The following is a 13253-nucleotide window of genomic DNA, read 5'->3' on the forward strand; positions in this document are numbered from 1 at the left end:
TGGCGCAAAGATACGGGTGAAGTGGGCATCTGGCTAATGGAGGGCGCAAACCTGTCGAATGTGACGATTCTGCCTTTTCTGATTTCATCCAATTTCAGCGCGATCGTCAGTGATTTTAATGGAGACATCAAGACCGATGTTTTATGGTACAACTCGCTCACTCGTGAGGTTAGACTGTGGCTCATAGACGACACTCAGATTGTCAACACTGCCAGCTACACTCGGATGATGGACTCAGCGATCGCTAACCTGACAGCCTTTGACTAAACCTACCTCCAACGGAACGATAGCCATGAATGTTTTACCGACTTCTATCGCAGATGTCCTGATTTTGGAGCCTCAGATATTTCAAGACGATCGCGGCTTCTTTTTAGAGAGCTACAACGAAAAGGCACTCGCCGAAAAAGCAGGTATCTACGATCGCTTTGTTCAGGACAATCACTCTAGCTCCAAACAACATGTTCTGCGCGGATTGCACTATCAGATCCAGCAGCCCCAAGGCAAGTTAGTCCGAGCGATCGCAGGCACAATTCTAGATGTCGCCGTCGATTTGAGAAAACAATCTCCCACCTTTGGGCAATCAGCTAGTTGTGTTCTCAGTGCCGAAAATAAACGTCAGTTTTGGGTGCCAAAAGGCTTTGCCCACGGCTTTTTAGTGCTGTCAGATCGGGCAGAAGTGATGTACAAAACAACCGACTACTACGCCCCCCAACATGAACGGTGCATTCTGTGGAATGATCCCGATTTAGCGATCGAGTGGTCACTCTCCATCGATCCGATTCTCTCAGCCAAAGATCAGGCCGGACAGTCTTTTGCAACTGCTGAACTCTTTATCTAAAACGCACAAACGCACAAGTATGAAGCGCATTCTATTGACAGGTAGCGACGGACAGGTTGGGCAAGACCTTCAGAAAAGTTTGAAGGGAACGATCGCCGTCACCCGCAACACTCTCGACTTAACCCAGCCCGACCAGATTCGGCAAATGGTTGAGCAGGTCAAGCCTGATTTAATTGTGAATGCGGCCGCTTATACCGCCGTCGATCGCGCTGAAACAGAACCCGAATTAGCCTATGCGGTGAATGCGATCGCGCCGGGCATTCTATCTGAAATGGCTCAAAAGGTTGGGGCAGATTTGATTCATCTCTCGACGGACTATGTGTTTGATGGCACGCAGAGTACGCCCTACACCGAACAAGATCTTCCCAATCCAATCAGCGTTTATGGACGGTCTAAACTAGCCGGAGAGCAAGCCATTCAGCAATCCTGGTGCTCAACTCACACAAGCTATCTGATTATCAGAACCGCCTGGGTTTATGGCGCTCATGGCAAAAGCAATTTCGTGAAAACCATGCTGAGACTTGGAGCCGATCGCGACCAAATTCGAGTTGTCACTGACCAGATCGGCACCCCTACTTGGAGCCACCATCTCGCTCAAGCGATCGCTAATCTAATTCCCAAACTCAAGGACAATTCAGGCATCTATCACTTTACTAATCAAGGAATCGCAAGCTGGTACGACTTTGCAACCGCCATTTTTGAAGAAGCCACAGCCCTCGGATTTCCGCTGAAGGTGCAGTCGGTTGTCCCGATTACGACGGCTGAGTATCCTACGCCAGCACAGCGTCCCGCCTATTCTCTACTTTCTAGCGACAAACTTTCTGCCCTACTGAAGACTGATCCTCTAGCGTGGAGACCCGCACTCAGACAAATGTTGATCGAACTCAAAACCACTGCCGTTTTACAGGTAACTCAATGAAGGCACTCATCCTCTCAGGAGGCAAGGGCACCCGTCTGCGACCTCTCACCTACACAGGCGCAAAGCAACTCGTCCCGGTCGCCAACAAACCTATTCTCTGGTATGGCATCGAAGGCATCGTCGCCGCAGGCATTACCGAAATCGGCATTATTATCAGTCCCGAAACGGGCGAAGAAGTCCAGTCTAAAACTGGGAACGGCGATCGCTTTGGAGCCAACATCACCTACATTTTGCAGGAACACCCTGCGGGTCTAGCTCACGCTGTTAAAATCGCTCAACCATTTTTAGAAGATGCGCCGTTTGTCATGTATCTAGGCGACAACTTGATCCAGGGCGGTTTGTCCGACTTCCTTAACAGCTTTAAGGCTCAGACTTTGGATGCTTTGATTCTCTTGAGGGAGGTTGCCAATCCGAGTGCATTTGGGGTGGCGACAGTTGATGAACAAGGTCGAGTCCTTCAGCTAGTTGAAAAGCCAAAAGTCCCTTCGTCCAATCTGGCACTGGTGGGAATCTACTTCTTTTCGCCTGCGGTTCATCAAGCGATCGCTCAGATTCAACCGTCTGAACGGGGGGAACTAGAAATCACCGATGCCATCCAATGTTTAATCGACCAACAAAAGCGCGTCGAAGCGTCGGAGCTAGAAGGCTGGTGGCTGGACACCGGAAAAAAAGACGATCTGCTGGCTGCCAATCAAACCATTCTCGATAGCTGTCTCACCTCTGACATCGTGGGAGACGTAGACGCTAAAAGTCAAATTATTGGTAGAGTCCAGATTGGCAAAGGCTCGCAAATTACCAACTGTACAATTCGCGGGCCCGTCGCGATCGGTGCCCACTGCCACATTGAGAATTGCTTTATTGGCCCTTATAGCAGCATTGCCGATCGCGTGACCCTGATTGACACTGACCTGGAACACAGTGTGATCTTAGAAGGCGCAAAAATCAACGGCGTTCATCATCGGATTGTCGATAGTGTGATTGGGCAGCGAGCGAATCTAACCGTAGCGCCCCAACGCCCCAAGGCACTGCGCTTTTTGATCGGAGACGACTGTCAAATCGAGTTGGTTTAATGATGAATCTCAACGCTACTGCTCGTCGCATCTTGATCACTGGAGGAGCCGGATTTATTGGCTCAAATTTTGTCCGTCACTGGTGTGCGGCTCATCCTCACGATCGCATGGTCGTCCTCGATGCGCTCACCTATGCTGGCAATCGGCAAAACTTAGCCGGACTCGAAGCATCACTGCGATTTGTACAAGGCGATATTTGCGATCGCTTCCTCATCGACACCCTTTTACAAGAAGAAGCCATTGATACGATCGCTCATTTTGCCGCAGAGTCCCATGTCGATCGCTCGATTCTCAAGCCTGATGCCTTTATTCAAACCAATATTGTCGGCACGTTTACGCTATTAGAGGCGTTCTATCAAGCTTGGAAAGCTAACCAGCAGCCAGATTATCGCTTTCTCCACGTCTCAACTGATGAAGTGTATGGCAGCCTTGGGTCTGACGATCCTGCCTTTACAGAAACGACTCCGTTTGCCCCCAACAGTCCCTATTCTGCATCCAAAGCGGGGAGTGATCATCTAGTTCGAGCCTATTACCACACCTATGGGTTGCCAACGCTGATCACCAATTGCTCTAACAACTACGGCCCCTACCACTTCCCAGAAAAGCTGATTCCCTTGATGTGCATCAACATTCTCATGGGCAAGCCGCTCCCCGTTTATGGAGATGGACAAAACATTCGAGATTGGTTGTATGTGGGCGATCACTGTCGGGCGATCGAGACCGTCATCGAGCGAGGTCAACCGGGCGAAACCTACAACATCGGCGGCAACAACGAAGTGAAAAACATCGACCTCGTTCATATGCTGTGCGATCTGATGGAAGAACTTGCCCCTGATCTACCTGTGCGTCCTCATCAGTTAATCACCTTTGTCAAAGACCGACCAGGACACGATCGCCGCTATGCCATTGATGCCACCAAGATCAAAACGCAACTCGGCTGGACTCCTAACGAAACGATCGCGAGTGGTTTGCGACACACCGTTCAGTGGTATTTAGATCACCCTGACTGGTGGCAGCCTCTCCTCTCCCCAGACTATCAGACCTACTATCAACAGGTTTACGCGACTCATGGCTCCTCTTGAGAACGATCGCTCAATATTTCGAGGATGCGACGATTTTCGGTTTGCAGTCCCCTCACTTCTGATTGCATTTCATCAATTCGAGTCAGGACGGATTCAAATAATGTCTCAGTTCTCTCCATATATTGCTGCTGAGTTTGAGCTAGGCGATCGACAGCTTGCATTGTGGTTCTAAGTTGTTGGCTGTTGTCGTAGACTACATCAATGAGGCGATTGAGGGAGACTTTGACATCAAGCATGTCCCCTTCTAGAGAGGCGGTACGATTGGTGAGATCATTAGGTTGGGCGGGTGTGTCGGTCATGATGTGAGGGGTTGATTGATGTTTTCTGGTGCACACCAGCTTTTCACGCCTGAATTGGCGGAGCTAAGATTCTGAGCAATGTAGAAATTATGGCAAAAAGTGGATGACCTGGGACTCGAACCCAGAACCAGCGGATTAAGAGTCCGTGAGACTATTTGTTGGAAGCCTTGCTGAGTAAGGATTACAAAAAAAACTTAAAAAATTGACTAAAAATTGACTAAAAACAGCGTTTGGTTACCCAACAAAAAGAATTTTAAAGGAAAATTCACTTCTGATAATGCCTCACTCCTAATTGCCTTTCGCAAAAGGCATACTTGGTAAGGAATCTCACTAAGTATTCATGAACATCACCAACGCAGATTTACCCGCTTTCTCGACCGTAGAAGAAATTGCAGTGTGGGCGATCTACACGCTCCAACAACACAACAAGGGGCTAAAAATTGTTGAGACAGAGTTAGGTGCTGAGTTTTTCGCAAACACAGGCATTTTCACCACACCGTCAGGAGAGGATCGCTTGTTGCTCCGTGCAACTGTGCCACTCAAACCAAACTGGATTTTGGACGCGGCTCCAAGAATCTGGAAACGTGTAGATTCGCAGTCAAACGTGGCGATTCAGGCTGGCTACAAAACGAACAGCTAAAACCATGAGCACCCCTGAAATCGAAGCCAAGATCCGGCGAATGACGATCGAGCGCAATCTAGAAATGCAGCGCTTGATGAATGAACAGAACGCAAAAACACAGCTTTCTCCAGATCAGCTAAAGAGGGTGACATCTGAAATGAAAGCTGTGCGGGCAAAGGCTCAAGCGTTAATCGACGAACGCAACGCCGCGTATAATCGGTTTTTGCAAAACGCTGCTTTAGAGAACGCAGAACTCAACAGGCGGCGATTAGCAATGGCGGGATATGACATCACAAAAAATTACACAAAGGATCAGATTCCCAGGCCGGGCGGCAATGCGCCTCTAAGAAACGTTATCTTCGCTGACCCTCCAACCAATGCTGCGAATAGCCCAAATAGAGCAAGTCCAACTACGCCTCAAGCGCCTATAAATCCTACGAATGGAGGATCACTAGCGCGTCCAACCACCGAGCCGTATCCCTCCACGAGAGAGCTTATGAGAATAAGCGATCCACGCAACGCCAAAGTTCCGCAATATCCACGGACTACTACCGAAGTCGCTAAAGTGACAAGTAAAGCGTTGGCAAAAAACCCGGCAAGTCCAACGCCCAAAGGGGTTCAGTTTGCTGGGGGTGGATCGTACAGTGGCGTGGTTGGTGCATTGGGCAATTCAGTTTTTCAGCAGGCTATCTTTGCTAAGGCTAGCGCTGGTGACGCTGGAAGGGCTGAACTCAAACAGCAATGGATCGATGCTGGACTTAATCCAAGGGACTTTAAGACGGTTGGACTGGACAATCCCGAACTGCCTAGAGCTTTGGCTGAAAGGTTGGAGAGAGCAAAGCTGGATCGCTATGTTGAAAGCGAGCAAGCCAAGCCAGAAGTCCGCCGCAAACTCTATGACCAATTGATGGCAAATCAGGCGGCTGCAAAAGGCAGCGGTGAATCTGGGGGCGGTTACCAGGGACGAACGAACTCAGGCAGTCCCACGGCGGGAACACGTCCCTATCTCCCTGCTTACACGCCTCCCATCCCAGATGCCAGCTTTCCGAGTGGATTTGTACCAGTCACCCAAAAGGACTATCCACCCTTCCAGGATCTGCATCCTGGAGGTACGAACCCCGCAAACGACTTCAAGTCCCCCGCCCCAGAGGATTTCGTCACGCCGTACAACGATCCGACCGCCCCTCGCACTCAAATTTGGTTAGGCAATGGCAATCTACCAGATGGGTTTGCCCCGGCTCCTCCGGCTCCTCCCACGGTTCAGCCTGGTCAGGTCGTCGGAAAAAGATACAACGTCGTTCTTCAAGGACGAAGTTCATCCATCACCTACATAGATCAGGTCGATGGCAGCAGGTATACACAGCAGCAAGATGCGGGAGTCGCTCTGATTGGGGTTCTTCCTGGCAAAATTGGAGGAGTCAGGATCGTTGCGGGGGCTACATCTCCCGAAGGGCTAACCGTTCCGCAAACGGGCTATGAATTCTTGATCGATTATGGAATCGGCACAGCCAATCCGGGGACAGCCAGCGGCGGGATATTGAGCGGGGACACTGGCAGTGTTAGCGCGGGCGGACTGTCTATGAGTCCTGAAAATCCCAACGATCCTGATCCGGTCTCGCCTGGCGCGGCTCCGTTGCCTCCTCTGATTCCAACAGACCCTGAAACAGGACGGCCAAACCTACCAGAGATTGACCTCAAACCAGCGATCGACGCTCCCACGTCCCCGGCAAAAGCTCCCACGCCATCACCGCTCAATTCACCCAGTGGAAAGCCTGCACCAACCGCTAGACCTGACTCAACACCCACCCTAAACCCTGGAATCTTGCCCGGAATTTTACCGTTTCTCCCTCCGCTGTTCCAAAATCCTCTCGCACCCAAATCGCCATCTAGTCCTCTCGCTAATCCGACCCTACCGATCGGCAATCCAGCGATGCAGCCGTCTACAGGGAACCCAACGAAAACACTTGATCTACCGGGCACAGGCGTAACGATTAACGGAAAGCCTGTTCAAAACGGAGACACGCCGATCAAGCAAATTTCGCCCCCTCAAAACGTCAAATCACCTTTAACCACGGGCACGGGAGTCACGATCAACGGACAGCCCGTTAACCCGCTTGTGGATGTCACCAAACCGAATGGCACGATCGACCCTCAAAAAGCGCAACAGCAACAGGGACAAAAGCAGCCTCAACCGGAAACCACGCCCCCTAGAAGTACCTGCGCTGATCCTTGCATCCAGGGATTGCAGGATGGCATGTCAAGTGGGAACGACCTGCTACAGAAGATTGCTAACACGGTTGGTGTGACTGCGTTCCCAGTTCAGGCGCAACTGTTGACAGATACAGGCGCAACAGGGATGAAACCCTATCAGAACCTTGCAGAGTTAGCCCTTTGGAATACCAAAAATCTAGACGCGGTAACAGGGCTGTTTCCACTAGAAATCCCGATCGTGGATGCTGACGGGAAAGAGTCAAACGTCAAAATTGAGTCAGTAAGCCACGCCTTTTACGAACTTTTCAGCCTGTTGAAACTCGTTGCTGAGGATGCTGACGCGACGGTGAACATTGCGAGTCGGGCCGTCATTGAGGCGATCCAGAGCAAAATTTCCGCGCGCCAGGCTGGTGAGTATGCCAAGGGCAACGCTAAATTTTTGGGTTATTTGGGTCAAGGTCAGGTGAGAGAAATCAAACTCACCGTGACTCCGGCGGCCGCAGGTCCCGACAACAAACTGCAAAACCAGGAAATCAAAGAGTTTCTAGAACCCTCAACGCAGTCCTACGTCGGTTGGGAGTGCGTTGAAAAAGTGTCTTTGCTCCCGATCGTGCAGCGCACTTTAGAGGATGGGGAAATCGCACGATCCGCGCTCTACCACCCGTTCAAGGAGGGCAAAAAGCCAGAGCAATCAACCATTCCCGGCACGTCAATCAAGTACGACAGACGGCACATCAAAGCACAAGAGAAAGCCTGGGAACAGTTTAAGGAAGACTTGAAAAAAGAAGGCAAAATTATCAACGATAAACAGGGTCAAAAGGATGTCAAACCTTAGTTTCACGACCTCTGGACTGCGATCCAGAACTACCCACGCGGCGATCGTTGCCAGGCATGCAGCCGGGAAAGTTGTGCAAAAAGGCAAGGGGATTCTCGCCAAAATTGCCAAAATCGGGGGCTTCCTGTTTTCCAAGGTCGTCAGCTACTTTAATTTGTCGTTTGACAGGCTTTGGGACGTACTAGTAGATGCGTACTTTGAACTGAAGACATTCGACTGGAATGCAACAGACAAGGAGTTAGAAAAGACGATTGAGCAAAACAATCAAGCGATCGTCACGGCGGCCGCTACCGGATTAGGCGAGGCGTTGGGCTGGGGCACCGTCCGGCTGGCTAATCACTTCATTGGGCGATTCTTACCTGGCAAAAAAGGGAAGCAGCTACAGGCGATCGAAGGAATGAAAGTGCCCGTCGTTTCCGCTCGCATTGGGCTGGCTCTGGCAGAAGAAAGCAATGAAGAGATGAAATTTGCCTTTCGACGCTTTATGCAGGTTGGCTCTAAAGCGTTAGCCAGTAATGCGTTTATCAACATGGTGTTGACCTCACGCCGGAACGAATGGTTTGGGATGTCCAAGATCACCGAACCCAAACCGAACGGATCGATCGCTAGCAAAATTGAGCAGAAAATTGAGCAGTTGCCTAAATTTTGGCAGAAGCCTGTAGAGGCATTTATCGACGGGTTTGAGGATGCGATCGTAGAAGCTGGCTATGTGGTGACAATGACGATCGACGATCACATCGCGGCTCAGAGATTTGCATCCAGGGACGTTCAAGCCAGACGCACCATTGAAATCCAACCTCACAAAGACAGTGAGGAGAAAATCACCTTCACAGGCACTCAGCAAGAAGTGATCGACTCAATCAGAACGGTGATGCCAGTCCATCAAATCATTGAGGACAAAGACATTGGGCAGTTTATGGGAGAAAGCCCGAATGAAGTCATTACTGCTAAACCTCAATTGAGATGCTTGAACCTGATTTTTTACGGCAAACCCTCACCTCCGTACTGGAAGGGTCGGACGCGGCTTTGTCAGAATTCAACAATTTCCGTCCCTGATGCCAAGACAGGGATTAGCGCAAACGATATCAAAGCGGCGTTGAAAAGCTACACGTACGGAGACTGGTATGTGCATTGCAAGATGGACTCCGGACGACAGATGCAGGGTTGGTTTAGCTCTCACAACGAAGGAATTCAGACTCTAACTGCACTGAGCAGGCTGTCAACTAGCGACATTGTTGTAGAGTCGTTTCGCTGGAGTAACGGAAAAGACGGGGGCAAGAAGTCGGAGAAGATGTATCCGAGCTATGCCTCAATCATCTATCCACGTCGAAAAAACGGCAAAAATACAGGGCCATTGGGCAGACCTGTAAGAATTCCAATTTGGGGAGACACCCCTAGCGCAAGAAAACCGCTGCAATAAAAAATACCTCCGGGGCTAGGGTACGAGGCGAGGAACTACTGATACGGGTAGCAATTAATCGGGCTAAATTTTATTTGATGAAGCCACCAATCGCAGTGACCTTCTTCGTCTAACTACTCTTTCTCTTACAAACACAATGGCAATCGTTTCTACAAATCTTCCTGCTTTGATGCTTGAGTTGGCTGAACAGGCCACCACCAAAGAAGCCACTTTGAACCCCGTCCAAGAACGTCTGGCTGTGACCTACGACCGCGAAGGCAGAACGGTCTCGATTACCGCTTCCTTCCCTGCTACCTTTGCGGTCGTCGCTGGCAAGCTGCAACTGACGGCTACTAACTACACGGCTGATCCGTCCCTTGACCTGGTTGGCTCTCCGATCGCTGCAAGTGGTGCGACCAACTATGCATCTGCTCTGATGGTCACCGCCATTGAACTGAGCAATGCCGAGAACGCAATCCAAGCCGCAGGTGGAACTCTGCCTACTGGTGCAGGGACTTTGTTCACCTTTACTTCAAATGGCGATATTTTCAGCTTCACGGCGGATATGCCTATCGCGGCAAGTCAAAACGCTCAAGGTCAGACCGTTCTGTCCGCTGTTGACTACTTGGATTAATTATTGGAGGAATTTATTTAGGAGGGTAAAACAATGCCTGTTAAAGAAGGCTCAACCGCAGGCTCCGGAAAACGGAGAAATCCTGGAGTACGCAAAGCGGTCTATTTTGGCAAACTGACCAAAAAGATTAAAGGCAAGACAGAGACGCGCGACTACGTGATCTATGCATCTGAGCAGGCGATCGAAGCGCTCAATCTCACACTGGCGACTCCGGAGCAACAGACTCGTGTCTCTGGCGACCGCAACACGGACATCAGCGGCTCTCGCTATGGCAAGCACATCTCCGTTCTTGATCCAGTCGGCAAGAAAACCGAAGGCGGCGCCAAGTCGGTTACTCGCTATCAGATAGTGGTTCCATCGTCTGCCAACTTGAAAGAGATTCGCGAGTTCCTCAAGGGCACCAAAGCGAAGAACTTCAAAATCATCGGCGGTCGCTCTCGTTCCGTATAACCGTTTGTTGATATGGCGTTGCAGAATTCATGGCGATCGGCTGGCTCAATCATTTTCACCAAGCCCAAGTCTGACCCACCGATCGGGCTGGTGGCGACTCTCAGTAGTCGGGTGATCAAGGTCAAAACCACGTCATCAACTCGCAACGCCTGGAGACGAGCCGGATATATGCAGCAACTTGTCGATCGGGCAGAGGTGAGCAATCGTATGGTTCCGTTGAACCAGGAAACAATTTTTGAGCTTTCACCTCTGACTGATAAGTATTTGCTGGCATTTACGGCGGTTCCTTGGCTCCCTGACTTGACTATCCGTGTGTGGGAGTACACTGGTACTCTGGATTACATTCCTGACCTGGTTTCACCAGAAAGTACCGTTAACGACGGAATTGTAGAGGACTGATGCCCATCACGCATAGAACTTATACCCGTCCGGCGCGGGTGCCCAGAGCAGATGAGTTGGTGATTGGTCAACTCTCTATCAACGCAGCAGACGGGAAACTTTTCATCAAGCTGACCGATGGCCGTGTGATTTGCGTTGGGCAAAATACGGCTCAGCTAGCATCTACGCCTGATGGTTTGTCAGCCATATTGGATGAGTTGACAATCTCTCTAGGTGAAAAAGCTCCAACCGTCCATGTTCACCAATTGTCTGACGTGACTGGTTTGCAGTCTGTTTTGGACTCACTTTCACTTTCAATTACCGAGGCTTTAACCATGTTCAATAATTTTTCAGCGACCCCAATCACCCAGTCCCAGCCGATATCCGTGCAAGTTGACGTAACCCCTAGTCTGATCGTGGAAGAGTCCGCGCCGGGGGTTAGAAAAGGTTTGACCATATGGAATGGTCAGACGGCACCAATTCTTATCGATTTCGATCGTGACCCAGAATCGTCGAACTTTGCTGGCAAAATCGAGCCGGGCGGATCGTTCACCTTGGAAGGTGGACAGAATGGTGCACCTTCGTTCTCGATTCGTGCGGTCTCAGTTGCGCCCTCAAGTGGTGGTCGCGTGATGATTAGAGTGTTGTCTTAGTGCCTCGGACATGTGATCGGGGGCATTCGTAGGATTTTTCGGTGCCCCACCATCACAAAGCCAGCCGTTAGCGGCTCCCGTGGAGGAAATGCGGCTCTATTGAGTGTCTTGACTGCGCTCAAAAATCTTGGACTGATCACCGACTCAACCACGGCTTAACTATGGCAATCACTCTCTTTACAGATCGCCCGATCACCATGTCTGAAGAGCGACGCACCTGGTGCTGTTCGATTCTGTCGCCCCTGGGTGAAGAACCCAGAACGGAGGTTTGGCGGGAACGGGTTAGAAAACTCTCCACCGGAGAAACGACGACCTATCAGGACTCAAGCCCGATCGTCATTCGTCCAGGCGAGATGTCGGCTCTAGCTGAGTTTGCTGAAATTCCTCCCGAAGTCTTTCAACTCATTCCAGATCGGGCTACGTTGGCCCGCTATCTTTTGATGTTGCCCCTATTGGTTGGTTTGGCTTGCGACGCGGCTGACAGGAGAAATAGAGCGTCATGAGTGAGTGGCTTAAACTGACAGTCCTGGAAGTGGGTAGCTCATGGGTCTGGACTCCTGTCCTTCCTGGAGAATGGTTTTTGTTTGAGATATCGGGCGATGTTGAGATTGAGGTTGCTCAAGGCGATGGGCGATGGCTCATTGGAGACGCGATCGTGCTGGATAATCGCTCTCAGTCTCTCTGTTTGCCGTGCCCTCCCGTGATTGAGGAGAGCGATCGACGGCTGGCTTTTCGCACAGGTGAAGGCGTTCGATTTCAGGCTGGGTGGACGGTTACGGTTTTTTCATCCAGTCAGCCACCGCCTACCAGTGAGTCCGACCCGGCGATCGTCAATCTGCTGCAAAGTCTGCAAACTGGACAACAGGCAATTAGTCAGCGATTGGAACAGCCCATCACCGCACAGGTTGACCCGGCGCTGGATGCCAAAATTCAAACCTTGCTGGCTGGACAGGCTGAACTTCTAGATCAGTTTCCGGTGACGGTGCAGAGTGACCCGACGATCGTCTCTGCCCTGCAAACTCTGCTGACTGGACAACAGGCGATCGGCTTGCGACTGGAACAGCCCATCACCGCACAGGTTGACCCGGCGCTGGATGCCAAGATTCAAACCTTGCTGGCTGGACAGGCTGAACTTCTAGATCAGTTTCCGGTGACAGTGCAGAGTGACCCGGCAATCACTGAAGGGATTCAGGCGATTTTGCAGCGATTAACCCCGGTATCGGTTACCGCTTTAACGCCTGTCTCTCAATCATTTACCGTCTCTCAATCATCTATCTATGGCAATTTATCGTTTCTAACAGGGACGTTTGCCAATATGACGGATGCCAATCCGGGGACAGGAGCTGCGACGAACGCCGGATCTATCGAGTGGATTCAGGCAACGTTTGAGTCGGCGATCGATTGTGCAGGGATTCAGGTTGGAGGGGGAGGTTTGCCAAACTGGGGCGGCGTTGCAGCCTACCTCAACGGGAAACAATTGCAATACAGCCTTAACGGAACTGACTGGATCGTACTTTCTGACATCGCTAGAGTGACGGACAGCGGCTCCACTCAATTCGTGATTTCTGCCTTCCCACGGGTGACAGCGCGTTTCTTCCGAGTCGTCGGAAATAGCTGGCTTTCAACGACTGAGTTTAGATTTTTTAATTAGGAGCGTTGGTCTGTGAAAATCACACGCAGCCTGAAACAGCGCTTGTCTTTTGTGGCGTTTCAGGTGGTGACGGGGCAGTTAAATGATTTGGGGGCGCTGGCTGACGCGCTGGAGGCGATCGCTTCGGAGGCAAGACAGCAAAATGGACACTAAGATCACGTGAGTTCGACGGAGGATAGAAGCGCAAAAGGAAAGCTGAGACTACCGTTGAA

Annotated in this window: 16 protein-coding genes; 15 read left to right on the forward strand and 1 reads right to left on the reverse strand. The window is 50.8% G+C overall.

Features of this window, described 5'->3' with window-relative positions; genetic code table 11:
• The 5 genes from ACKFKF_RS19340 to rfbB form a co-directional block, all read left to right on the forward strand.
• Positions 1-267, forward strand: a 267-nt coding sequence (locus ACKFKF_RS19340) for a hypothetical protein (RefSeq protein WP_446869199.1), incomplete at its 5' end; no start/stop codon positions are given.
• A 25-nt stretch (positions 268-292) separates the two neighbouring features.
• Positions 293-838, forward strand: coding sequence for a dTDP-4-dehydrorhamnose 3,5-epimerase (rfbC, locus tag ACKFKF_RS19345; RefSeq protein ID WP_446869200.1), 546 nt, complete (start codon positions 293-295; stop codon positions 836-838).
• A 19-nt stretch (positions 839-857) separates the two neighbouring features.
• A complete protein-coding gene (gene rfbD / locus ACKFKF_RS19350) occupies positions 858-1757 on the forward strand; it encodes a dTDP-4-dehydrorhamnose reductase (protein ID WP_446869202.1) in 900 nt (299 codons plus the stop codon).
• On the forward strand, positions 1754-2827 hold the full coding sequence (locus ACKFKF_RS19355) for a glucose-1-phosphate thymidylyltransferase (protein WP_446861518.1): 1074 nt from the start codon (positions 1754-1756) through the stop codon (positions 2825-2827). The genes rfbD and ACKFKF_RS19355 overlap by 4 nt, the downstream gene beginning before the upstream one ends.
• Positions 2827-3909 carry a dTDP-glucose 4,6-dehydratase gene (gene rfbB / locus ACKFKF_RS19360; protein ID WP_446869204.1) on the forward strand — a complete coding sequence of 361 codons (1083 nt, stop codon included), beginning with the start codon at positions 2827-2829 and terminating at the stop codon, positions 3907-3909. Before ACKFKF_RS19355 ends, rfbB begins: the two co-directional genes overlap by 1 nt.
• Here the strand turns inward: rfbB and ACKFKF_RS19365 are convergent.
• On the reverse strand, positions 3894-4208 hold the full coding sequence (locus ACKFKF_RS19365) for a hypothetical protein (RefSeq protein WP_446861520.1): 315 nt from the start codon (positions 4206-4208) through the stop codon (positions 3894-3896). The genes rfbB and ACKFKF_RS19365 overlap by 16 nt on opposite strands.
• A gap of 340 nt (positions 4209-4548) precedes the next feature.
• Here ACKFKF_RS19365 and ACKFKF_RS19370 point away from each other — a divergent pair, with 340 nt between their 5' ends.
• From ACKFKF_RS19370 to ACKFKF_RS19415, 10 genes are all read left to right on the forward strand, one after another.
• Positions 4549-4848, forward strand: coding sequence for a hypothetical protein (locus ACKFKF_RS19370; protein WP_446861521.1), 300 nt, complete (start codon positions 4549-4551; stop codon positions 4846-4848).
• 4 nt (positions 4849-4852) lie between these two features.
• On the forward strand, positions 4853-7876 hold the full coding sequence (locus ACKFKF_RS19375; RefSeq protein ID WP_446869206.1) for a hypothetical protein: 3024 nt from the start codon (positions 4853-4855) through the stop codon (positions 7874-7876).
• The gene (locus tag ACKFKF_RS19380) at positions 7863-9296 is read left to right on the forward strand and encodes a hypothetical protein (protein ID WP_446869207.1); all 1434 of its coding nucleotides are present in this window, start codon (positions 7863-7865) and stop codon (positions 9294-9296) included. Before ACKFKF_RS19375 ends, ACKFKF_RS19380 begins: the two co-directional genes overlap by 14 nt.
• Positions 9297-9432: 136 nt before the next feature.
• Positions 9433-9909, forward strand: a complete 477-nt coding sequence (locus ACKFKF_RS19385; RefSeq protein ID WP_446869208.1) for a hypothetical protein — start codon at positions 9433-9435, stop codon at positions 9907-9909.
• A gap of 33 nt (positions 9910-9942) precedes the next feature.
• Positions 9943-10359, forward strand: a complete 417-nt coding sequence (locus ACKFKF_RS19390; RefSeq protein WP_446869209.1) for a hypothetical protein — start codon at positions 9943-9945, stop codon at positions 10357-10359.
• A 12-nt stretch (positions 10360-10371) separates the two neighbouring features.
• The gene (locus tag ACKFKF_RS19395) at positions 10372-10758 is read left to right on the forward strand and encodes a hypothetical protein (RefSeq protein WP_446869210.1); all 387 of its coding nucleotides are present in this window, start codon (positions 10372-10374) and stop codon (positions 10756-10758) included.
• Complete coding sequence (locus ACKFKF_RS19400) at positions 10758-11390, forward strand: hypothetical protein (RefSeq protein WP_446869211.1); 633 nt, start codon at positions 10758-10760, stop codon at positions 11388-11390. The genes ACKFKF_RS19395 and ACKFKF_RS19400 overlap by 1 nt, the downstream gene beginning before the upstream one ends.
• A 161-nt stretch (positions 11391-11551) precedes the next feature.
• Positions 11552-11893 carry a hypothetical protein gene (locus ACKFKF_RS19405; RefSeq protein WP_446869212.1) on the forward strand — a complete coding sequence of 114 codons (342 nt, stop codon included), beginning with the start codon at positions 11552-11554 and terminating at the stop codon, positions 11891-11893.
• The gene (locus ACKFKF_RS19410; RefSeq protein WP_446869213.1) at positions 11890-13041 is read left to right on the forward strand and encodes a discoidin domain-containing protein; all 1152 of its coding nucleotides are present in this window, start codon (positions 11890-11892) and stop codon (positions 13039-13041) included. The genes ACKFKF_RS19405 and ACKFKF_RS19410 overlap by 4 nt, the downstream gene beginning before the upstream one ends.
• A 12-nt stretch (positions 13042-13053) precedes the next feature.
• Positions 13054-13194 (forward strand): hypothetical protein, encoded by a 141-nt coding sequence (locus ACKFKF_RS19415; RefSeq protein ID WP_446869214.1) that lies wholly within the window; start codon positions 13054-13056, stop codon positions 13192-13194.
• Positions 13195-13253 lie beyond the last annotated feature (59 nt).

It is taken from the genome of Phormidesmis sp. 146-12 (assembly GCF_052939495.1).